We start from the raw sequence: 21,680 nt of genomic DNA on the forward strand, positions 1-21,680 counted from the left end.
GGAGTGGGGAGGGGTGGGTGGCGCGGAGGGGGGAGGGTTGGGTGGTGAGGTGCGGGAGGAAGGGGGCGATGAGGGGTCGGGAGCGGTGGGTGGCGCGGAGTGGGGAGGAGTGGGCGGTCCGGTGCGAGGAGAGGTGGGTGGTCCGGTGCGAGGAGAGGCGGGCGGTCCGGTGCGAGGAGAGGTGGGTGGTCCGGTGCGGGGAGAGGTGGGTGGTCCGGTGCGAGGAGAGGTGGGTGGTCCGGTGCGAGGAGAGGTGGGTGGTCCGGTGCGAGGAGAGGTGGGTGGTCCGGTGCGAGGAGAGGCGGGCGGTCCGGTGCGGGGAGAGGTGGGGTCGTTGGTGGTGGGGGGTGTGTTGGGGGCCGCCGGGTCGTGGCGCCGGTCGTCGGCGGGAACTGGGGCGTCGGAGGGCGGGGGCGTGGGGGTGTGGCGCGGATGGTCGGCCGGCTCGAAGGTCTCGGACGCCTCGGACGCCTCGGACGCCTCGGACGCCTCGGAGGGCAGGTTCGTGGGGGCGGGGCCCAGGCGATCGGGCAGCTCGGAGGGCGGGGCAGTGGGGGCGTGGCGCGGGCGGTCGGCGGGATCGGGCAGCGCCGATTCGTCTTCGCCTTCCGGCAGGTCCGAGGACGGCATCAGGAAGGCGCCCGCGAGCAGGCTCTGTACGTCACGGACCCGCATCCGGGCGGCGGCCGTCCCCGGCCGACGAAGCGGCTCACTCTCGCGCTGCCGGACGTCGTCGCGGCCCGTGTCCCGTCGGCGACTTCGGTCTCCGGAGCCGGTCGCCGGCGTGGGCCGGCGCAGCCTGTCGGCGCCCTGCGCTCCCCTGTCGGCTTCCTCCGACTCGGCTCGCCGCCGCTCCTTCAACGCCGCGCGCAACGCCTCACGCGCGGCGTCCCCCGGCCGCGGCCCTGGTCGACCGGAGGCCGGGGTGGGCGCGCCAGAGGCCGGGGCGGACGCGCCGGAGGCCCGGGCGGACGCCTCGGTGCCGGGTGCCGTCGCCTCGTCCGACGGTTCCGCCTCGGTCATGTCCGCTTGCGTGCCCGGCCGTTGCGGCGCACCTGGCTGATTCGCTTCCGGCCGATGCGGGTCCGTGCCGGCTGAGCGGGCCGCCCCGGACGGCAGAGCGTCACTACCGCCCTCCACGCTGTCCGGACCCTCGGCAGAGCTGACGCCCGCGCCGCCGAGGCCGAGGTCCCGGTTCCGGGTGGGCCGCACGGCCGCGCGTGCGGCGTCTCCCGGGCGGGCGACCCGCCGCCGGCCCTCCCCCACGGCCGACTCCCCGCCCGCAGCGGCCGCTTGCTCAGCCTCTCGCCGCTCCCGGGCAGCCCGCAGCGCACGGCGTGCCGCATCAGCCGGTCGAGCGCCGGCGTCCCCACGCCGGCTCGACTCACTCCCTGCCGGCACCCCGGGCGACGCCTCCGGCACGGCGCCCGCCCGCTGACTCGACCCACCCCCTACCGACGCCCCGGCGTCCCCAGGCCGACTCGACTCACCCTCTGACGGCACCGCGGGCGGCACCTCCAACCCGGCCTCCCCACGCCCGCTCGGCTCACCCCCTACCGGCACCCCGGACGGCACCGACGACGAGGCATCCCCACACCGACTCGGCTCACTCCCTGCCGGCACCCCCGGCGACGCCTCCGGCCCGGCCTCCCCACGCCCGCTCGGCTCACCCCCTACCGGCACCCCCGACCCGGCCTCGGCCGGTCGGTGCGACTCGTCCTCTGCCCGCACTGTCGGCGGCACCTCCGACCCGGTGGCGGAGTCTTCCCTCTCTGTGGGCTGCACCGGCTCACCGCCCTCCGCGCTCCAGCGCTCCCCCGCCCCCGTCATGACTCCCTCCTCAGCGACACGAGGTCGGACAGTTCGTGGTTCGTCAGTTCCGTGAGGGCCGATTCGCCGGAGCCGAGGATCGCGTCGGCGAGGGCGCGCTTGGCTTCGAGCATCTCGGCGATGCGGTCCTCGACGGTGCCCTCGGTGATGAGGCGGTGGACCTGGACGGGCTGGGTCTGGCCGATGCGGTAGGCACGGTCGGTGGCCTGTTCCTCCACCGCCGGGTTCCACCAGCGGTCGAAGTGGACGACATGGCCGGCGCGCGTGAGGTTCAGGCCGGTGCCCGCGGCCTTGAGGGACAGGACCAGGACCGGCGTCGCGCCCTCCTGGAAGCGGTCCACCATGCGTTCGCGGTCCGGGACGGGCGTCCCGCCGTGGAGCAGGTCCACCGGGACCGCCCGGGCGGCGAGGTGGGCGGCGATCAGGCGGGCCATGCCCACGTACTGGGTGAAGACCAGGGCCGAGCCGTCCTCGGACAGCAGGGTGTCGAGCAGTTCGTCCAGCAGGGCGAGCTTGCCGGAGCGGGCCGCCAGGCCGTCGGCCGGTGCCGCCGCCTCCTTCAGGTACAGCGCGGGGTGGTCGCAGATCTGCTTCAGGGACGTGAGGAGTTTCAGCACCAGTCCGCGGCGCGCGATGCCCTGAGCCGTCTCGATGGCGAGCATCGACTCACGCACCACGGCCTCGTAGAGAGCGGCCTGTTCCCGGGTGAGAGGGACGGGGTGGTCGGTCTCGGTCTTCGGCGGCAGTTCGGGGACGATCCCGGGGTCGGACTTCTTGCGGCGCAGCAGGAACGGCCGTACCAGACGGGCCAGCCGGGTCACCGCCTCCTCGTCCTCGCCGTTCTCCACGGCACGCGCGTGGCGGGCACGGAATGCCTTGAGGGGTCCGAGCAGCCCGGGGGTCGTCCAGTCGAGCAGGGCCCAGAGTTCGGAGAGGTTGTTCTCCACCGGTGTGCCGGTCAGCGCCACGCGTGCGGGCGTCGGGATCGTGCGCAGCGCCTTCGCCGTCGCCGAGTAGGGGTTCTTCACGTGCTGCGCCTCGTCGGCTACGACCATGCCCCAGGTGTGCCCGGCAAGCGTCGGTGCAGTCGACCGCATGGTGCCGTAGGTCGTCAGGACGAAGCCGCCGTCCATGTCGTCCAGGGTGCGGTCCGGGCCGTGGAAGCGGCGGACGGGCACGCCGGGCGCGAAACGGGCGATCTCCCGCTGCCAGTTGCCCAGCAGGGACGCCGGGCAGACCACGAGGGTCGGGGAAGTACGGGCGCGCTTCAGGTGCAGGGCGATGACGGTGATCGTCTTGCCGAGCCCCATGTCGTCGGCCAGGCAGCCGCCGAGTCCCAGGGATGTCATGAGGTCCAGCCAGGCCAGGCCCCGGAGTTGGTAGTCGCGCAGGGTGGCGCGCAGGCACGGCGGCGGCTCGGCGGGCCGTACTCCCGCCGTGAGCCGGTCCCGCAGGGCGGCCAGGGCGCCGACCGGTACCGCTTCGACCGTCTCGCCGTCGACCTCCGCGCTGCCGGTGAGGGCGACGGAGAGCGCGTCGACCGGGTCGAGCAGGCCCAGTTCGCGCTTGCGTGCCTTGCGCACGAGGGCCGGGTCGACCAGTACCCAGCTGTCCCGCAGCCGGACGACCGGGCGGTGCGCCTCGGCGAGGGCGTCCATCTCGCCCTCGGTGAGCGGGTCGCCGCCGATCGCCAGCTGCCAGCGGAACTGGAGCAGTTCCTCGCTCTCGAAGAACCCGGTGCCGTCGGTCGCCGAGCCGGGCGCGGGCCGTACGACAGCGGCGGCGCTGAGGTCCTGTGCCAGGTCCCGGGGCCAGTGCACGGCCACGCCGGCCGCTGCGAGCCGGGTCGTGGCCACGCCCAGCAGGTCGCCCAACTCGTCGTCGGAGAGGGCCAGTACATCGGGCACGTCCTGCTCGGCGAGCCGGTCCAGAGGGGCCCACACCCGGGCCGCGCGGCGCACCGCCAGTGCGGCGTCCACCCGCGCCCGGGGCCCGAAGGCGTCGTCGGCCTCGCCGGCCCACAGGGCGGCCGCGTCGGCCACCAGGGTGGGGTCGGCGAGGCTGTGGACCTGGACGACGGCGGCGCCCGCGCGACGTGCGCCGTCGTCACGGTCGTCGAAGAGGTCGTACGCGGACAGGTCCAGGCGCAGCGAGATCCGTACGCCGGCGTCCATGCCGGCGGCGACCTCCGCCGCCCAGTCGTGGGCGCCGGGCAGGCGCTGGGCCTCGCGCGCGGCGAAGGGCTTCCCCGAGACGTGGGGCGCGGCGGGGGTGCGGGGCAGGGTGTCGGCGACCGCGTCCAGGAAGGCGCGCATCAGTGCTTCCGGCTCGGGCAGCCGCAGCGGGCCGGGACCGGGCAGGGGGACGGCGTGTCCCTCGTGGGGCAGGGCCGCGGCGATGGCGCGCAGATGGGCGATGTCGTCGGGGTCGAGGGGTCCGGCCCGCCAGGCATCGTGGCCGGTCGGGGTCAGGCCGGGCAGCAGCCGGCCGCGCGCGGTGAGGCGCAGGGCGTGCAGGGCGGCCGCGCCCCAGCAGGCGGTGGCGGGGTGGGCGGCCGGGTCCCGCCGGGCCCGCACGAGCAGCGGCAGGGCCTCGCCGAGCGGCAGGGTCAGGGCGGGGGCGGTCCTGCGGCGGACTCCGGCGCCATGGCGTCGTACGACGGTGAGCTCGGTGTCCCCGGTGGGCAGCGGGCCGCCCTCCGGGTCCCAGAAGGCGATCCGGCCCTCGCGCGGGAGGGGCGCGGGCAGGAAGAGGGCCGCCAGGCGCTGCGCGGGAAGGGCCGCGCCGTGCTGTCGCGCGTCCGCGGGCCGGTCGTGGCCGGTCGCGCGGTGCCCCGCGCCCCTGCCGGGCGCGGGAGAGCTGCCCACGGCAGTCCCGTCGCTCATCTGCCCTGTCACCTCCCGCCCTCGAGTCCGATCAACCGTCTTCGACTCTACGGGCGGGGTCTGACAATCGGCCTCGGTGGCCTGCGCGGCCCGGGGACCGTCACGGGTCGATCACCGGGCCGTCAGGGAACCGTGCGGGAGACCGCGTACACGAACGGGTGGTCCGGGTCGGACAGGTTGACGACGATGTCCTGGGTCGGCGCCGGGTTCTTCTGCTTGCGGACCAGGCCGTACCAGAGTCCGGAGTCCTTGAAGTCCCAGCCGGTGATCTTCTGATCGCGGGCGTTGATGGTGATCTCGTCGGCATCCAGGTCGTTCCGGTCGGCGCCGATGGACTTGAGGAAGACGTCCAGGTTGCCCTTGGTGGTCTCGAACTGGACGTAGAGACGGCTGGTCTTCCAGTTGTTCGTCTCGTAGTAGGCGACCTTGTACGACGGCACCGGGATCGGGATCTGGTACAGCCGGCGCTGCACCCGCGACGGCCAGCCCTCGCTGAGGCCGGTCGCCGAGTACTTCTCCTCCTTGTCCTTGCCGCTGTCGCGGCTCTGGTTGGCGGAGATCACCAGGTAGCCGGCCGGCACGCCGATGAGCAGCACGATGATGAGCAGGGTGAGCGTCCTGCGGCGGATCATGTGGCGACGGCCCTCGGGCGGCGGCTGGTCGCCCGGGGAGTCGGTCTGACGGGGTACGGACACGGTCACGCCGACCCCTGGGACGTCCGGCGGGCTTCGGCGAAGCGGGCGTAGCGCTCGTAGCGCTCCACCCGGCGCCGGTTGGCGCGCCGGAAGCGGCGGGCGACCAGGCGGGCCAGGTCCGCGGCGCCGACCATGCCGGCCTCGGGGCCGAGCTGGGCCCGCGTGATGCGTGCCTCGGGGCGGTAGCCGCGGCCGGTGAGGTGGCGCTTGAAGGCGTCCCGCGCGGGACCGATCAGCAGGTCGTCGGCGGCCGACACACCGCCGCCGATCACGAAGCAGGAGGGGTCCAGGGCCGCCGCGAGGTTCGCGATGCCGACGCCCAGCCACTGGCCGATGTCCTGGAGCAGCTCGATGCACATCGCGTCGCCGTCGCGGGCCAGCTCGGTGATCATCGGGCCGGTGATGTCGCCGATCTGGCCCTTGACGTGCTCGATGATCCCGTACGCCACGGGAGAGTCCGCGGCGGCGAGCTCCTTCGCCTCGCGCACCAGCGCGTTGCCGGAGCTGTACTGCTCCCAGCAGCCGCGGTTGCCGCACGGGCAGCGGTGGCCGCCGGGCACGACCTGCATATGGCCGAACTCACCGGCGACGCCGTACTTGCCCCGCTTGACCTGCCCGTCCTCCAGGATCGCGCCGCCGATGCCGGTGCCCAGCGTGATCATGACGAGGTGGTCCTCGCCGCGGCCGGCGCCGAAGCGCCACTCGGCCCAGGCGGCGGAGTTCGCGTCGTTGTCGACGAGGACGGGCACGGCGAGCCGGCCGGCCAGGCGGTCGCGCAGGGGCTCGTTGCGCCAGGACAGGTGGGGCGCGAACAGGACGCGGTTGCGTTCGGCGTCGACCCAGCCGGCCGCGCCGATGCCGACGGCGTGCACGTCGTGGCGGTCGGACAGGTCCAGGACCAGTTCGACGATGGTGTCCTCGACGACCTTCGGACTCTTGGACTTGTCCGGGGTCTCGGTGCGGACCTTTTCGAGGATGTTGCCGTCGGCGTCCACGACGCCCGCCATCACCTTGGTGCCGCCGATGTCGATGCCGACGGTGGGGACTCTGGGCGCCGTCAGGTGTGAGCGGCGCTCCCGGGGGCCCACCGTCCTCAGAACGGGGGCCCGCCGTGAGCCGATGGGGGCCGTGAAGTCGCGATAGGTGCTCATCGAGGCCGATTCTGCCGCACGCTCACGCGGGGTGCCGAACGGGGCGGCAAAGGTGGGCGCGCGTCACACGCCACCTGGGGGGCGCTCGTGGTCGCTCGCGCGGTTCATCCACGCCCCGAGGACGTCGCGCATCGGAGGAGTTTCATTGTCCTGACATTGCAACGTACCGAGCGGTCTCTCGCTCACGACCGTACGAGCTCACGACCGTACGAGTTCACGGCCGTACGAGCTCACGACCGCGCGAGCTCACGACCGTACGAGCAACTGGAACTCGAAGGAGTAGCGGCTCGGGCGGTAGGTGTGCGTGCCGTACTCCACCGCCCGGCCCGTGTCGTCGAACGTCACGCGCTGCATGGTGAGCAGCGGGGCGCCCTCCTCCTCGGCCAGGCGCTCGGCCTCGGCGGCGGTGGCGGCGCGGGCGCCGATGGTCTGGCGGGCGCTGTGCAGCGTGATGCCGGCGGCGCGCATCAGCCGGTACAGACCGGTGGCCTCCAGCTGCGCGGTGTCCAGGCCGAGCAGGCCGGGCGGCAGGTAGTTGCACAGGTACGCCATCGGCTCGCCATGCGCGAGACGCAGCCGCTCCACGCGGTGCACGTCGCTGTCCTCGGCCACCCCGAGGGCCGCGGCGACCTCGGCGGACGCCGGGACGACGGTGTTGACGATCACCCGGGTCGCCGGGCGCTGGCCGGCCGACTCCAGGTCGTCGTAGAGGCTGCTGAGCTCCAGCGGGCGCTTGACCTGGCTGTGCACGACCTGTGTCCCGACGCCCCGGCGGCGCACCAGCAGGCCCTTGTCCACCAGCGACTGGATGGCCTGGCGGACGGTCGGACGCGACAGGCCGAGGCGTGCGGCGAGCTCGATCTCGTTGCCCAGCAGGCTGCCGGGCGTGAGCGCTCCGTGCTCGATCGCGGCTTCGAGCTGTTGGGACAGCTGGAAGTACAAGGGCACCGGACTGCTCCGGTCCACGCTGAGCTCGAGTTCCACGGTCGGGTCCACTTCTGGTTTCGGCACGGGCCGACTGTAGCTCTACGCGTTGTTGACGGGAAGTCGTGTAGTTTGATTGTCCGGACATTTGCATTGACAGCGTACGCACTGAACCCGCACTTTGTTTCCATGCGCATCGGGGTCATCGGTACGGGCCGCATCGGCACGATCCACGCCAACACGCTCAGCCGTCATCGCGACGTCGGCTCCTTGATCCTCACGGACGCGGACGCCTCGCGCGCCCAGGAGCTCGCCCACCGGCTCGGTGAGACGGCGGCGCCCGGGGTGGACGAGATCTTCCGGTGGGGCGTGGACGCGGTGGTGATCACCACCGCGACGTCGGCCCATGCCGAGCTGATCGGCCGCGCGGCCCGGTCGGGGCTCCCGGTGTTCTGCGAGAAGCCCATAGCGCTCGATCTGCCGGGCACGCTGCAGGCGATCGGGGAGGTGGAGACCGCCGGGACGATCCTCCAGATGGGCTTCCAGCGGCGCTTCGACGCGGGCTACGCGGGCGCCCGTGAGGCGGTGCGCTCCGGCCGGCTCGGACGGCTGCACACGGTGCGGGCGCTGACCAGCGACCAGGCGCCGCCGCCGGTCGCCTGGCTGACGCTGTCCGGTGGGCTGTACCGGGACACGCTGATCCACGACTTCGACGTGCTGCGCTGGGTGACCGGGCGCGAGGTCGTCGACGTGTACGCGGCCGGGTCCGACGCCGGGCCCGCGATGTTCCGCGAGGCGGGCGACGTGGACACGGCCGCGGTGGTGCTCACGATGGACGACGGCACGCTCGCCACGGCCACGGCGACACGGCTGAACGGCGCCGGGTACGACGTGCGCATGGAGCTGGCCGGTGAGCTGGACACGGTCGTGGTGGGTCTGGACGACCGCACGCCGGTCGCGTCCACCGAGCCGACGGGGCCACCCGCCGCGGACAAGCCGTGGCCGGGGTTCCTGGAACGGTTCGGGCCCGCGTACGAGGCGGAGCTGAACGCCTTCGTGGAGGTCGTGCGCGGTGAGCGGGCCAACCCCTGCGACGGCCGGGAGGCCCTGCAGGCGCTGCGGATCTCGGAGGCGTGCGAGGTGTCGAGACGCGACCGAAGACCGGTCGCGATCGCCGAACTCCCGGGCGGAACGCAGAACGCGGCGCTGTGAGGCCGGGCCCCGGCCCGCGCCGGCACCCGCCCCACCCACCACGCCACCGGCGCACCGGAGCACCGGAAGACGGCGCCCCTCTCACTGGAGCACCGGAAGACGCCACCCGCTCCCCTACCAGCGCACCGGAAGGCTCCGTACCCCACGGATCAGTACGCCCGGCAGCCATGGCCCCGGCGGTCCGTCCAGGGCCAGGTCCGGGGCGCGCTCCAGCAGGGAACGTATCGCCGTGCGGGCCTCGAGGCGGGCCAGTGGGGCGCCCAGGCAGTAGTGGATGCCGTGGCCGAAGGCGACGTGGCCCCGGGTGTCGCGCCGGATGTCGAAGCGCTCCGGGGCGGGGAAGCGGGCCGCGTCGCGGTCGGCGGCCGTGAGGCCGATCATCACCGCCTCCCCCGGCGCGATCGGCACCCCGGCGATCTCCAGAGGCTCGGCGGCGAACCGGAACGTCGCGTTCTCCACCGGCCCCTCGTAACGCAGCGCCTCCTCGACCGCGCCGTCGACCAGGGTCATGTCGGCGCGCAGGGCGGCCAGTTGCTCGGGGTGGGTGAGCAGGGCGTGGATGGCGTTGGTGATGAGGTGGACCGTCGTCTCGTGGCCCGCGATCAGCAGGACGAAGGCCATGCCGCGCAGCTCCTGCGGGGAGAGCCGGTCGCCGTCCTCCGCGGTGGTGCGGATCAGGTCGCTCAGCAGGTCGGCGCTCGGACCCGCGCACCGCTTGTCCTCGATGAGTTCGGTGAGGTACTCGGCGAGGCGTGCGAAGGCGTCGTACTCGCTCTGTGCGCTGGTCGGGGCGACCGCCTCCGTGGAGATCTTGCGGAACTCCGTGCGGTCCATCTCGGGCACGCCGAGCAGCTCGCAGATCACGGTGATCGGGAGCGGATAGGCGAAGGAGTCCACCAGGTCGGCCCGGCCCCGCGGGAGCATCGCGTCGAGCAGTTCGTCGGTGATCTGCTGGATCCGCGGCCGCATTTCCTGCACCCGGCGCATCGTGAACGCGCGGGTGATCAGGGCGCGCAGGCGGGTGTGCTGGGGCGGGTCGGCGACGAGCAGGTACTTCCCGATCAGCTCCTCGTCGAGGAACGTCACGCCGATCCGGCTGCCGTCCTTGGCGAGCCTGGGGTCGGCCAGCGCGGCGCGCGCCTCCTCGTGGCCCACGACGAGCCAGGTCTCGTGGTGGGCGTCGGGCTCCTGCAGCCGCACCCGGTGCACCGGGCCGTCGGCGCGCAGCCGCGCGTACACGGGGTGCGGATCCGTACGGAACCCGTCGCCGAACTCCCCGAGATCGATCACGTCCGCCATGACGTCCCCCTCCCACTGCACCGAGAACGCACGGCGGCCCGCCCTAGTGCCCGTTGTCCTCCATTTCCTCCAGCAACCCCGCGTCGTACGCCAACAGGGCGATCTGGACACGGTTGTTGAGGTCGAGCTTGGCGAGGACGCGCGAGACGTGGGTCTTGACGGTGGCGACACTCATGAACAGCTCGGTGGCGATGTCGGCGTTGGACAGGCCCCGCCCCACCGCGACGGCGACCTCGCGTTCGCGGTCGTTGAGCACGGTGAGCCGTTCACGCGCGCGCGTGCGGCGGGTGTCGGCGGCGGCGCCGGCCGCGTGGTCCATCAACTGCCGTGTCACGGTGGGCGACAGGACCGGATCACCGGCCGCGACCCGGCGCACCGCGGCGACGATCTCGGCGGGCGGGGTGTCCTTGAGCACGAACCCGGCGGCCCCGGCGCGCAGGGCGCGCAGCACCTGGTCGTCGGCGTGGAAGGTGGTCAGCAGCACCACCTGCGGGGCGTCCTTCCTGCCGCGCAGCCGCTCCGTGGCCGTGAGCCCGTCGACCGACGGCATCCGGATGTCCATCAGCACCACGTCCGGCCGGGCGCGGTCGACCAGCGCCTCGACCTCGGAGCCGTCGGAGGCCTCGCCGACGATCTCGATGTCGTCGGCGCCGCCCAGCATGAAGGACAGCCCGGCCCTGACCAACGGGTCGTCGTCGACGAGGAGGAGCCTGATCGCAGTCATGCGCCACACGTAATCACGGTTGCACGGGGTTCAGGTGCCGTACGGCGTGGAGCGAGTTCCGGGCCCGCGCCTCCGGCCGACGCGGCACACGCGCGTGGACGCCGTTCCGACCGCTGGGCAACACAGCGGTGGGGAGGGCCTGTTGGGCGCCGTACCCCGGGTTCCGCGAGGGTCACGCCCACGGCAGCGCGCCCCGCACCTCGAAGCCCCCGTCCGCCGCGGGCCCGTGCTCCAGCCGCCCGCCGGTCAGCGTGGCCCGTTCGGTCAGGCCGATCAGGCCCTGTCCCGAGCCGGGTACGTGCGGGACCGGGCCCTCGGGCGCGGGATTGCGCACCGCGACGCACAGGCCCTCGCCCGGGGCGCCGGTCACCGTCACCGTGACCTCGGTGCCGGGGGCGTGCTTGCGGGCGTTGGTCAGGCCCTCCTGGGCGATGCGGTAGGCGGTGCGGCCGACGGAGGACGGTACGGCGCCGGGGTCGGTGACACGCAGGTCGAGGGTGACCTTCATGCCGGCCTCGCGGGACTCGGTGACCAGCGCCTCCAGGGCCGCGAGGGTCGGCTGCGGCCGGCCGCCGTCGTCGGCCTCGCCCGCCCGCAGCACGCCGATGATCTCCCGGAGGTCCTGGAGGGCCTCGTGGGAGCTCTCCCGGATGACGCCCGCCGCCCGCTGGATCTCCTCGCGGGGCGCGTCGGGCCGGAACTCCAGGGCGCCCGCGTGCACGCTGAGCAGCGTCAGCCGGTGCGCCAGGACGTCGTGCATCTCGCGGGCGATGGCCTCGCGGGCGAGCCGCTGCGCCTGCTCGGCGCGCAGGACGGCCTCGGTCTCGGCGCGCAGGGCGCGGTCGCGCAGGCTCAGCATGAGCTGGCGCTTGGACCGTACGAACATGCCCCAGCCGACGATCGCCCCCGTCAGCAGCACGCCGAAGACGATCGCCCAGACGTACGGCACGTCGGGGTCGGGGCGCAGCCAGAAGAACACCGGGACCAGCGCCAATTCCGCGAGGGCCACCCAGGCGACGTACCGGAAGGGCCGGTGCACGGAGAGCGTGAAGAGGGCGACCACGGCCGCGCCGCCCGCGGTGTTCGACACGAAACCGATCGGGATCATCGCGACGGCGAGTCCGAGGGGCCAGCGGCGCCGCAGCCACACCGCGGCGCACGAGAGGGCGCCGAGGACCTGGTCGAAGATGGCGTAGCCGTCCGGCAGGTCCTCGCTGCGCAGCGTGTCGGCGGCCAGCAGCCCGATGAACACCGCGAGCAGGAAGCAGCAGAAGTCGACGACCCAGTCGCGTGCCGTGCGCCGGGTTCGCCCGGAGCGTCCGGGGTCGAGTCCGAGTTCCTGCACCAGGGCGGACGGCAGCAGCCAGCGCGGCCCCGCGAACGCCTGCGGGGCGTGCTCCTGCGTGTCACCACTCACGGTCGACAAATCTACGCAGTACGAGGCACCGTCGCGCTTCCTCGGACGCGATCGCCGACCAAAGTCGCGGCATCGCCGACTTTGGACGCACCGGCCCCCGCGGAAGGTGGACTTCCGTCGGTCATGCCTCGCCCCGCGGCCGATTGGTGTGGGGGGTCCGCGGGGCGAGAGTCATGACATGAAGCAGTTGCTGGAGATCCTCGGATTCATCGCTCTGGTGCAGGGCGTCGCCGGACTCGTGCACGAGTTCACCGACTGGAACTGGGGTCTCGTGCAGCGGCTCGGCTTCCTCGACGGCCTCGAGATCTACGCGAGCGTGGCGCTCCTCGCGCTGGCGTTCGCGCTGTTCGCCGCCGCCGAGAGCCGGAAGTCCGGCTGAACCCGGACCGGACGTCCGGCAGGTCGCACCGTTCCTCGGCGTCGATCTCGTCCGGCGGGTTCAGCAGCCGTAGTCGACCAGGTCGAAGGACTCGTAGTGGTCGGCCGTGTAGTAGTCCTCCTGGTTCTCCTCACCGGTGACGATCCGGCGAGCTCCGCGCGTGGACGAGCCGGGGGTGATGACCGTGTACTCGTGGTAGTACCCGGTCGACTGGCTCGGCAGGATGCCTTCCCGGTTCTGGAAGACGGTGCCGTCCTGCTCGTAGGGGAAGGGACCGCCCTGCTCGATGAGGTCGAGCGTGTCGTGCGCCTGGGAGGGCAGGTCGCTGTAGCAGATGCTGCCCACGGCCGCGGCGGCCGGAGTGGCGGTGACGGTGCCGCCGACGAGGAGGGCGGACAGGACGGCGGCTGCGGCGCCGATGCGAGTGATTCGTGGGGGGAATCTCATGGCTTCATGATGACGCGCGTAGACAGTGGCATGTCAATGTCAAGAAGGGAGATTTTCCCTTCGAGTCCGTTGAGTTCTCGGGAAGTTAACGTGCTCCCCGGCACCCTCACCCGATCTCCATGAGGCCGAGCGAGAGCGTCTGCCGGGGGCGTCTCACGCATTCTCGGGGAGCTCGTACGTGCCGTACTCGGGGCGGCCCGCCAGGTCGTACGAGTTGATGGCGACGCCCTTGCTCGTGCTGCTTCCGCCGGTGTGCCGGAAGGCGGTGGGCACGGCGCCCTCCGTGAAGAGCCGGTGCCCCGACCCGAGCACCACCGGGAAGGTCAGCAGATGCAGGGTGTCCACGAGTCCGAGAGCCAGCAGCGACCTGACGAGGGCCCCGCTGCCGTGGATCTGGAGTTCGCCGTCGGTGCGCTCCTTCAGGGCGGCGACCTCCTTGCCGAGGTCACCGCTGACCACGGTGGTGCCGGCCCACTGCGGGTCGGTCAGGGTGGAGGAGGCGACGTACTTCGGCAGCGCGTTGAGCTTGGAGGCGACCGGGTCGGCGGGGTCGGTCACCTTCGGCCAGTACGAGGCGAAGATGTCGTACGTACGCCGCCCGAGGAGGAAGGCCGCGGGGCGCTCGAAGACCCCGGTGACGAACCGCCCGAAGTCGTCGTCGGCGTACGGAAAGCTCCAGCCGCCGTGCTCGAAGCCGCCGCGGGTGTCCTCCTCCCGGCCGCCGGGCGCCTGGTAGACGCCGTCGAGCGTGACGAAGAGGGTGGAGACGAGCTTGCCCATGACGAGTGCCTCTTTTCCAAGGGGACGTCTGCTGTCATGAGCTCAGACCCCGCCCGCACCCGCAACTCATCGGTGGGCCGGCCGCCGCAGCAGGGCGAGCAGCGCTTCCGGGGGCAGCGGGTGGCGCGTGTCGCCACCGGGTCCCGTGGTCGTGGTGGCGGCCAGCAGGGCGTTGAGGACGGCCTCCTCCACCGCGTCGAGTACGGCGGTGAAGAGTGGGTCGAGCGTGTCGTCGGGCGCGAGGGCGGGCCCTGACGGGCTGCCCGTCGGCCGGGTGCCGAAGGCGATGCCGTAGTCGCCGCTGCCGTGACCGTAGGCGCCGCCGGACCTGGCCAGCGCGAAGACGGAGCGGCGGGCGAGCCGGGTCAGCCGGCGGGCGTCCAGCGGGGCGTCCGTCGCGGCGACGACCATGCAGGAACCGGTGTCCGGCAGCCCGGCCGGGGCCGGCAGACCGACATCGGCGGGAGTGACCGTACGCCCGCCCACCCTCAGCGTGCCCCCGAAGTTGGCCTGCACCAGCACGCCGAGCGTGGTCTGCCGCCCCGCCACCGGCACCCTTCGCGAGGAGGTACCGATGCCGGCCTTGAAGCCCAGGGCGACCGTGCCGGTGCCGGCCCCGACGCACCCCTCGGGCACCGGCCCGTCGGAGGCCGTCTCCAGCGCCGCACGGACGTGGGCGTCGCGGACCGGGCGCGAGCGGATGTCGGACAGCAGCCCGTCGTTGCACTCCCCCACCACGGGGTTCAGGCTCCGGGCGCGCGCTCCCTCGGGCCGTTCGAGCAGCCAGCCGACCAGGGCGTCCGCGACACGGAACGCGGACAGTGTGGAGGTGAGCAGGACGGGCGTCTCCAGGGCGCCGAGTTCGGCCAGTTGCGTGGCGCCGATCAGCTTGCCGTAGCCGTTGCCCGCGAACACCCCTGCGGGCAACGGACTTTCGGGGCCCACCCCGGCGGGCACGATCGCGGTGACCCCGCTGTGCACGTCCGGTGGGGCCACCAGGGTGGTGTGCCCCACGCGCACCCCCGGCACGTCGGTGAGCGCGTTGTGGGGGCCCGTCGGAAGGTCGCCCACGCCCAGTCCGATGTCACGGGCTCGGCACGGCGCAGGGGGTGCGGTTGGGTGCATGGCGGCACCCTAGTCCGGCCCTGCTCGCGGTCGTCACCTGCGGCGGCCGCGGGCCGACCAGCCGCTTCCGACGCCCGCCAGGTGAAGGGCCAGCGCCATGAGGCCGAGCAGCATGATGTTGGTGGAGGTGAAGGTGTCGTTGGTCGAGATCTCCGCGGCGTTGATCAGGAAGGCTATGAAGAACAGGACTGCGGAAGCGATGGCCAGCACGATGTCCGTCCCTTTCGTCGACTCCGGCCGGTGCGCCGGTCGCCATCCGGATGCCCCGAACCCGGCTGAGCATGCGGCGGGGTGACGGGCCGGCGTGCGACGGGCGCCTCGAACCCGCCCGGACTCGGTGTCCGGATGCCGCCAGCATCGCCGTCCGCGCGGAGCTGGGATGGACCCATGACAACCACTTACGGAACTCTGCACGACAAGGTCGCCCTGGTCACGGGCGGCAGCCGGGGCATCGGCGCGGCCACGGCACTGCGGCTGGCGCGGGAGGGCGCGGACGTCGCGGTGACGTACGTGCATGGCAAGGAGGCGGCCGAGGAGGTCGTACGGGCCGTCGAGACGCTGGGCCGCCGAGCCGTGGCCCTGCGCGCGGACGCCGGTGACGCGGACGAGGCGCAGGGCGCGGTGGACCGTGCCGCCGAGGCGCTCGGGGGCCTGGACGTGCTGGTGAACAACGCCGGCGTCGGGGTGCTGGGCCCGCTGGAGGGTCTGTCGCTCACCGATGTCGACCGGGTCCTCGCGGTGAACGTGCGGGGCGTCTTCCTGACGTCGCGGGCGGCGGCCGCCCGCATGGGTGCCGGGGGCCGGATCATCACGATCGGCACCTGTATGACACAGCGGGTGCCGGGCCCCGGCGGCACGCTCTACGCGACCAGCAAGTCGGCCCTCATCGGCCTGACGAAGGCGCTCGCCCGCGAGCTGGGCCCGCGCGGGATCACGGCGAACATCGTCCACCCCGGCCCCATCGACACGGACATGAACCCGGCCGACGGCCCGTTCGCGTCCGGCCAGGCGGCCATGACCGCGCTGGGCCGCTTCGGCACGGCCGACGAAGTGGCCGCGACGGTCGCGTACCTGGCCGCGGCGGACTACGTCACGGGGACGGAGTTCGCGGTGGACGGGGGCCACGCGGCATGACAAGACGTGGGGCGCACCGGTGCTGTCCGGCCGGCGCGCCCCACGAGATCAGAGCACCGGCGCCGCCCGACCGGTACGCCCACGAGATCAGGGCACCGGCGCCGCCCGACCGGTACACCCCGCGGGTTCAGAGCACCGGTGCCGTCCGACCGGTACACCCCGCGGGATCGGGCGCACGGCACAGTCCGACCCGCCCCGACGGATCATGCGCACCACCGGTGCCGTACGGCCGGCGCGGCCCGCGAAAGCGGGTGCGCCGGTCGTCGTCCGGGCCGTTGCCGCTCGGAATCAGCCGCCCAGCTCCTGGTGGCGTGCCGTCAGGGTCGCCGTGCCCTGCTCCGTGAGGGAGCCGTGCAGACGCAGGCGGGAGATGCCGCCGTCGGGGAAGATGTCCACGCGCGCGCGCGTGCCGACGGCGGGCTCCGGCAGGACGAAACGGTGGTTGGTGTCGGGCTGCAGGCGGGTGCGCGGCAGGATCTCCGTCCACTCGCCGTCCTCGCCGTCCTTCACGGACACCGCCGCCCAGCCCGCGCTGTTGCCCTTCAGGTACGCCGTGTCGATCTCGACGGCCCTGATCCGGGACTCCGCCACCAGCTGGTAGCGGATCCAGTCGTTGCCCCGGTCGCGGCGCCGGCGGGTCTCCCAGCCGTCGTCCATCTTGCGGGAGCGGCCCGGCTGGATGGTGTTCGTGGCGGGCGAGTAGAAGCGGTCGGAGGCGTCCTCGACCTGGCCGCCGTTCTCCAGGGCGACCACGTCGAAGGTGTCCAGCACCGACAGCCACGCGGGGTCGGGCACGACCTCGCCGTGCACGCGCAGGCGGGCGATGCCGCCGTCGGGGTGCTGGCCGACCCGCAGGTGGGTGAAGCGCTGCTCGGTGGAGACGGCGAACCCGTTCGCCGCGTGGCCGCCGATCGGCGTGCGCGGGACCAGGGTCGTCCACTTGACGTCGTCGCCGAGCAGTTCCTCGGGGGACGGGGAACCCGGTACGGACGCGCCCTCGACGGACACCGCCTGCGGGTAGTTGCCGCGGAAGTGGGCCGTGTCGACGACGATCCCGCGGATCACGCCGGGCGCGCCGAGGCGTACGAGCGCCCAGTCGTGGTCCTCGGCCGTGGGCCACGGGTGCTCGGCGGAGGCACCGCGGCGGCGCCGGGTCTCCCAGCCGTCCATGATCTTGCCCTTGTGGCCGAAGTGCTCGGGGTCGAACTCGGCCCGCTCGGGCACCAGCAGGTTCTCCCGCTGGGCGAAGAACTCGTCGTTGGCGGCGATGACTCCGGCGCCCAGCCGGCGGTCGGCGAGGTTGGCGTACTGGGTGAACGGGAAGTCGGCGGTGCGGTAGTCCGCGTACGGGTCGCCGCCGCCGTAGGGGTTCGCGTCGCCGGTGAAGCTGGGTATCGCCGTCACGGTGATCAGTTCTGCCTTTCGGGATCGATGGGTGGGAGTCAGTGGGTCCGGGTGAGGAGTCGCCCCTTCGGGTCGGTGAACTCGCCGTCCGCGACGATGCGTTCGCCGCGCAGCCAGGTGGACTTCACGACGCCGTACAGGGTCTTGCCGGCGTACGCCGTCACGCGGTTGCGGTGCTGGAGGGCGGCCGGGTCCACGGTGAACGTCTCGTCGGGCGCGAGGACCGCGAAGTCGGCGTCGCGGCCGGCCTCGATGGCGCCCTTCTGGTCCAGTCCGACGAGCTGCGCGGTCCGTGCCGACATCCAGCGCACCACGTCCTCCAGGCCGTGCCCGCGCCTGCGGGCCTCGGTCCACACGGCCGCGAGGCTCAGCTGGAGTCCGGAGATGCCGCCCCAGGCGGTGGCGAAGTCGTCGGTCTTGAGGTCGGCCGTGGAGGGCGAGTGGTCGGTCACCACGCAGTCGACGGTGCCGTCGGCCAGTGCCTGCCACAGCAGGTCCTGGTTGGCGGACTCGCGGATCGGCGGGCAGCACTTGAACTCGCTGGCACCGTCGGGGACTTCCTCGGCGGTCAGGGTGAGGTAGTGCGGGCAGGTCTCGACGGTGATCCGTACGCCGTCCCGCTTGGCCTCGGCGATCAGCGGCAGCGCGTCGCTGGAGGAGAGGTGGAGCACGTGCACACGCGCGTGGAGCCGCTTCGCCTGCGCGATGAGCTGAGCGATCGCCGTGTCCTCGGCGTCACGCGGACGCGAGGCGAGGAAGTCGGCGTACCTGGGGCCGCCGTGCTGCGGGGCGGCGTCGAGGTGGTGCGGGTCCTCGGCGTGCACGATCAGCAGGCCGCCGAAGGAGGTGATCTCCGCCAGGGACTGGGCGAGCCGGTCCTGGTCGAGGTGCGGGAACTCGTCCACGCCGGACGGCGACAGGAACGCCTTGAAGCCGAAGACACCGGCCTCGTGCAGCGGGCGCAGATCCTTGACGTTGTCGGGCAGGGCACCGCCCCAGAAGCCGACGTCGATGTGCGCCTTGTCGGCGGCGACGCCCCTCTTGGTCCGGAGGTTGTCGACCGTCGTGGTCGGCGGCAGGGAGTTCAGCGGCATGTCGACGAGGGTGGTGATGCCGCCGGCCGCCGCGGCGCGCGTGGCGGTCCAGAAGCCCTCCCACTCGGTGCGCCCGGGGTCGTTGACATGCACGTGCGTGTCGACCAGGCCGGGCAGCAGCACGTCGTCGCCGAGGTCCACCAGGCGGGCCCCGGACGGGACTTCGGCGTCGTGGCCGAGTACGGCGGTGATCTTGCCGGCGGAGACGGCGACCGAGGCGGCCCGCGTCCCCTCCGGGGTGATGACGCGCGTCGAGCGCAGCACCAGTTCAGTGTCGGACACCCGGACCCCTCTCTGCCGCCCTTGACTTCCGTCCCAGCGGAATTCAACGTTCTGTTGAAGGAGTCTTCACTCCCGTTCCGGCGCCGTCAAGGGCACACTTCTCCACAGTGCACCCGTGCGACACTCTCTGGACGTTTCCACAAAGCGGAATTACAATTCCACCAAGCAGAACGTAGCTACGTACAACCAGGGAGTCAACCGACCGACGGGTAGGCTTCTGCCCTTCCACCGGTCCCGAAAGGAACGCGCCGTGCCGACGTCCAGCGCCAGCACCACCGACGCCGCCAAGTCCAACGGCGGCGGCGTCCAGTCCCTCGAGCGCGCCTTCGACCTCCTGGAGCGGATGGCGGACGCGGGCGGCGAGGTGGGCCTGAGTGAGCTGTCCGCGAGCAGCGGGCTGCCGCTGCCCACCATCCACCGCCTGATGCGCACGCTCGTGGCCTGCGGCTACGTCCGTCAGCAGCCCAACCGCCGCTACGCCCTCGGCCCCCGCCTGATCCGTCTCGGCGAGTCGGCCTCCCGGCTGCTCGGCACCTGGGCCCGCCCCTACCTCGCCCGCCTCGTCGAGGAGACCGGCGAGACCGCGAACATGGCCCTGCTCGACGGCGACGAGATCGTCTACGTCGCCCAGGTGCCGTCCAAGCACTCGATGCGCATGTTCACCGAGGTCGGCCGGCGCGTGCTGCCGCACTCCACCGGTGTCGGCAAGGCGCTTCTCGCCTCCTTCCCGCCGGAGGAGGTGCGCGCGCTGCTGTCCCGCACGGGCATGCCGGCCGCCACGGAGAAGACGATCACCACGCCGGACGGTTTCCTCGCGGCGCTGGAGGACGTGCGCCGCCAGGGTTACGCCGTCGACGACAACGAGCAGGAGATCGGCGTGCGCTGCCTCGCGGTCCCGGTGCCCGACTCCCCGACCGCGGCGGCCATCTCCATCTCCGGCCCGGCCGGCCGGGTCACCGAGGCGGCCACGGACAAGATCGTGCCGATGCTCCAGCAGGTGGCCGGCGAGCTGTCGGAGGCACTGGCCACCCAGAGCACCGCGTGACGCCGTTAACGCGTTGGCCGGGCCGGTACACCGACCGGCACGGCACCGAGGAGATCGTCTTCGAGTCGGACGGCCGCGAGCTGATCCGTACGACGATCAGGGGTGTGCGCTTCGAGGGCCCGACGATGGACTCGCTCGGCGCGCAGACCGGCGAACCGCCCGAGCCGGCGTTCACCTTCCTCGACGGCGACCTCTGGTCGTGCCTGCTGGAGTGGGAGCTGACCGTCCCCGTCGAGGCGGCGGGTCGGCCCGGGCGCCTCGCGACGGTGCACTGCGCCGCGCGGCTCCAGTACCCCACGGAGACGGAGAACCTGACCGTCACCCTGACGCTGGACGGCCACGAGTACCGCGCCACGCACCTCGACTTCGAGGACGCGCTGAACGAGATCGCGAACGCGCTGCCCGGCCGGGCCCGCCTCAGGGCGTGCCTCTCGTGCGCCTGGTCCGACTACTCGCCGGGGACCCACGGCATGATGACCGGGCTGGCCTGCTTCCGGGACGCCAAGGACGCCTACCGGCGCTGCGACGGCAAGCACGGCCCCGACGGCATCTTCGCGATCTGGCCGCGGCGCACCGAGCTCGTCCAGGAGACCTGGCGGTGCGAGGAGTTCGAGCACCGGACGGCGGACCGGGGTTACCGGGGCCCGTTCCCGTACCCGGCCTGAACTAGCGGCGCGGTTCGCCGAACATCTCCACGGCGTCGCGTACCTGCGTGAGCCCCGGGGACAGCGCGCTCACCGATCCGATCGCACCCGCGATCAGCAGCAGCGACCTGCGCAGCCGGGGCGTCTCCGGCGCCCCCGTGACCACCATCGCGGCCAGCGCCGCGAGCTCGTCCTCGGCGATGGCGCGGTCCGGGAACTCCGCGGGATGCGCGGCGAGTTCGCGGCGCAGCCGGGACACCGCCGTCCGCAGTTCCGCCACCCTCGAGTCCTCGTCGCTGCCCGTCACCGGCCTCTGCCCCAAGCTCCGCAACAAAGCTCCCCCTCGCACGCCGTTGTGCGCCAGCCCTCGCGCAATCCCCGCCGAGCACCCCTGGCGCAGCTCGGGCGCCGGGGACGCCGGTCAGTAAACGCCACCGGATGCCGAAGCGCCACCGCGCGGACGGAAATTCAGTCGTTGGGAGTCGGGGCACTCGCGCAGGTGTCAGGTATGCAGGACGCATGACGGACAAGGACATGACGCATGGCTGAGAACGAACCGCTTCCGGTCGCCGGTCTGCTGCTCGCCGCCGGCGGCGGCCGGCGCCTCGGCGGACGCCCCAAGGCCCTGCTCCCGCACCGCGGCCGGCCGCTCGTGGAGTACGCGGCCGGGGTGCTGCGCGCGGCCGGCTGCGCCCGCGTCCACGTGGTGCTCGGCGCCGCCGCCGACGACGTACGGGAGCGCGCGGAACTCGGCGACTGCATCCTGGTGGAGAACCCGGACTGGGCCGACGGGATGGGCTCCTCACTGCGCGCCGGGCTCGCGTCGCTCACCGGGACGGGGGCCCGGGCGGCGCTCGTCTCGCTCGTGGACCAGCCGGGCATCGGTGCCGAGGCGGTCGCGCGGGTACGCGCCGCGTACACGGACGACACGTCCCTCGTCTCGGCCGCCTACGAGGGGGTGCGCGGCCATCCCGTCCTGTTCGGCGCCGCCCACTGGACGGGCATCGCGGCGAGCGCGACGGGCGACCGGGGGGCACGCGCCTACCTCAAGGATCACGCGGCGGCGGTCCGGCTCGTCGAGTGCGGGGACGTGGCACGGCCGTACGACATCGACACGGCGGCCGACCTGAGCCACCTTGAGTGAGCGGGGTGGCACCGAGCGCCACCTTGCCTCGACTCAGAGAATCTCGATATCAACAAACCATTGAA

20 protein-coding genes are annotated in these 21,680 nt (G+C 73.0%); 6 read left to right on the forward strand and 14 right to left on the reverse strand.

Annotated features, from left to right (window positions below; all coding sequences use genetic code 11):
- Positions 1 to 1,826: 1,826 nt before the first annotated feature.
- The 4 genes from ACGFW6_RS31855 to ACGFW6_RS31870 all read right to left on the reverse strand — a co-directional run bounded on the left by ACGFW6_RS31855 (position 1,827) and on the right by ACGFW6_RS31870 (position 7,545).
- Positions 1,827 to 4,715 carry an SNF2-related protein gene (locus ACGFW6_RS31855; protein ID WP_393517596.1) on the reverse strand — a complete coding sequence of 963 codons (2,889 nt, stop codon included), beginning with the start codon at positions 4,713 to 4,715 and terminating at the stop codon, positions 1,827 to 1,829.
- A 122-nt stretch (positions 4,716 to 4,837) separates the two neighbouring features.
- Positions 4,838 to 5,416: a sugar kinase gene (locus ACGFW6_RS31860; RefSeq protein ID WP_393517599.1), complete on the reverse strand. Its 579-nt coding sequence runs from the start codon at positions 5,414 to 5,416 to the stop codon at positions 4,838 to 4,840.
- Positions 5,413 to 6,561: an ROK family glucokinase gene (locus tag ACGFW6_RS31865; RefSeq protein ID WP_393517602.1), complete on the reverse strand. Its 1,149-nt coding sequence runs from the start codon at positions 6,559 to 6,561 to the stop codon at positions 5,413 to 5,415. The genes ACGFW6_RS31860 and ACGFW6_RS31865 overlap by 4 nt, the downstream gene beginning before the upstream one ends.
- Before the next feature lie 246 nt (positions 6,562 to 6,807).
- Entirely contained in the window at positions 6,808 to 7,545 is a 738-nt protein-coding gene (locus tag ACGFW6_RS31870) for a GntR family transcriptional regulator (RefSeq protein WP_393517999.1), read from the reverse strand.
- A gap of 129 nt (positions 7,546 to 7,674) precedes the next feature.
- Between ACGFW6_RS31870 and ACGFW6_RS31875 the strand changes: the two genes are divergently transcribed.
- Positions 7,675 to 8,697, forward strand: coding sequence for a Gfo/Idh/MocA family oxidoreductase (locus ACGFW6_RS31875; RefSeq protein ID WP_393517605.1), 1,023 nt, complete (start codon positions 7,675 to 7,677; stop codon positions 8,695 to 8,697).
- A 114-nt stretch (positions 8,698 to 8,811) separates the two neighbouring features.
- On the opposite strand, the gene ACGFW6_RS31880 is transcribed toward ACGFW6_RS31875, so the two are convergent.
- The 3 genes from ACGFW6_RS31880 to ACGFW6_RS31890 all read right to left on the reverse strand — a co-directional run bounded on the left by ACGFW6_RS31880 (position 8,812) and on the right by ACGFW6_RS31890 (position 12,137).
- The gene (locus ACGFW6_RS31880) at positions 8,812 to 9,996 is read right to left on the reverse strand and encodes a cytochrome P450 (protein ID WP_393517608.1); all 1,185 of its coding nucleotides are present in this window, start codon (positions 9,994 to 9,996) and stop codon (positions 8,812 to 8,814) included.
- A gap of 43 nt (positions 9,997 to 10,039) precedes the next feature.
- The gene (locus ACGFW6_RS31885) at positions 10,040 to 10,720 is read right to left on the reverse strand and encodes a response regulator (protein ID WP_393517610.1); all 681 of its coding nucleotides are present in this window, start codon (positions 10,718 to 10,720) and stop codon (positions 10,040 to 10,042) included.
- A gap of 172 nt (positions 10,721 to 10,892) precedes the next feature.
- Positions 10,893 to 12,137: a sensor histidine kinase gene (locus ACGFW6_RS31890; RefSeq protein WP_393517613.1), complete on the reverse strand. Its 1,245-nt coding sequence runs from the start codon at positions 12,135 to 12,137 to the stop codon at positions 10,893 to 10,895.
- Between the two features lie 178 nt (positions 12,138 to 12,315).
- Between ACGFW6_RS31890 and ACGFW6_RS31895 the strand changes: the two genes are divergently transcribed.
- Positions 12,316 to 12,516: a hypothetical protein gene (locus ACGFW6_RS31895; protein ID WP_393517616.1), complete on the forward strand. Its 201-nt coding sequence runs from the start codon at positions 12,316 to 12,318 to the stop codon at positions 12,514 to 12,516.
- 60 nt (positions 12,517 to 12,576) lie between these two features.
- Here the strand turns inward: ACGFW6_RS31895 and ACGFW6_RS31900 are convergent, their stop codons facing one another.
- The 4 genes from ACGFW6_RS31900 to ACGFW6_RS31915 form a co-directional block, all read right to left on the reverse strand.
- Positions 12,577 to 12,963: a ribonuclease domain-containing protein gene (locus ACGFW6_RS31900; RefSeq protein WP_393517619.1), complete on the reverse strand. Its 387-nt coding sequence runs from the start codon at positions 12,961 to 12,963 to the stop codon at positions 12,577 to 12,579.
- 153 nt (positions 12,964 to 13,116) lie between these two features.
- On the reverse strand, positions 13,117 to 13,743 hold the full coding sequence (locus tag ACGFW6_RS31905; protein ID WP_393517622.1) for a dihydrofolate reductase family protein: 627 nt from the start codon (positions 13,741 to 13,743) through the stop codon (positions 13,117 to 13,119).
- Between the two features lie 66 nt (positions 13,744 to 13,809).
- Positions 13,810 to 14,868: a P1 family peptidase gene (locus tag ACGFW6_RS31910; RefSeq protein ID WP_393517625.1), complete on the reverse strand. Its 1,059-nt coding sequence runs from the start codon at positions 14,866 to 14,868 to the stop codon at positions 13,810 to 13,812.
- A 33-nt stretch (positions 14,869 to 14,901) separates the two neighbouring features.
- Positions 14,902 to 15,078 carry a hypothetical protein gene (locus ACGFW6_RS31915; protein WP_393517628.1) on the reverse strand — a complete coding sequence of 59 codons (177 nt, stop codon included), beginning with the start codon at positions 15,076 to 15,078 and terminating at the stop codon, positions 14,902 to 14,904.
- Between the two features lie 177 nt (positions 15,079 to 15,255).
- On the opposite strand from ACGFW6_RS31915, the gene ACGFW6_RS31920 reads away from it, so the two are divergent.
- The gene (locus ACGFW6_RS31920; RefSeq protein ID WP_393517631.1) at positions 15,256 to 16,002 is read left to right on the forward strand and encodes an SDR family oxidoreductase; all 747 of its coding nucleotides are present in this window, start codon (positions 15,256 to 15,258) and stop codon (positions 16,000 to 16,002) included.
- Positions 16,003 to 16,290: 288 nt separating this feature from the next.
- On the opposite strand, the gene alc is transcribed toward ACGFW6_RS31920, so the two are convergent.
- Entirely contained in the window at positions 16,291 to 17,406 is a 1,116-nt protein-coding gene (gene alc, locus ACGFW6_RS31925) for an allantoicase (RefSeq protein ID WP_393517633.1), read from the reverse strand.
- Between the two features lie 38 nt (positions 17,407 to 17,444).
- Positions 17,445 to 18,782: an allantoinase AllB gene (gene allB, locus ACGFW6_RS31930; RefSeq protein ID WP_393517636.1), complete on the reverse strand. Its 1,338-nt coding sequence runs from the start codon at positions 18,780 to 18,782 to the stop codon at positions 17,445 to 17,447.
- A 250-nt stretch (positions 18,783 to 19,032) separates the two neighbouring features.
- On the opposite strand from allB, the gene ACGFW6_RS31935 reads away from it, so the two are divergent.
- Positions 19,033 to 19,827, forward strand: a complete 795-nt coding sequence (locus ACGFW6_RS31935) for an IclR family transcriptional regulator (protein ID WP_393517639.1) — start codon at positions 19,033 to 19,035, stop codon at positions 19,825 to 19,827.
- Positions 19,824 to 20,492: a DUF6304 family protein gene (locus ACGFW6_RS31940; RefSeq protein ID WP_393517642.1), complete on the forward strand. Its 669-nt coding sequence runs from the start codon at positions 19,824 to 19,826 to the stop codon at positions 20,490 to 20,492. Before ACGFW6_RS31935 ends, ACGFW6_RS31940 begins: the two co-directional genes overlap by 4 nt.
- A 1-nt stretch (position 20,493) precedes the next feature.
- Here the strand turns inward: ACGFW6_RS31940 and ACGFW6_RS31945 are convergent, their stop codons facing one another.
- Positions 20,494 to 20,805 (reverse strand): DUF5955 family protein, encoded by a 312-nt coding sequence (locus tag ACGFW6_RS31945; protein WP_393517645.1) that lies wholly within the window; start codon positions 20,803 to 20,805, stop codon positions 20,494 to 20,496.
- Positions 20,806 to 21,012: 207 nt separating this feature from the next.
- Here ACGFW6_RS31945 and ACGFW6_RS31950 point away from each other — a divergent pair, with 207 nt between their 5' ends.
- Positions 21,013 to 21,615: an NTP transferase domain-containing protein gene (locus ACGFW6_RS31950; protein ID WP_393517648.1), complete on the forward strand. Its 603-nt coding sequence runs from the start codon at positions 21,013 to 21,015 to the stop codon at positions 21,613 to 21,615.
- Positions 21,616 to 21,680 lie beyond the last annotated feature (65 nt).

It is taken from the genome of Streptomyces sp. Y7 (genome assembly GCF_043195415.1).
Lineage (GTDB): Bacteria > Actinomycetota > Actinomycetes > Streptomycetales > Streptomycetaceae > Streptomyces.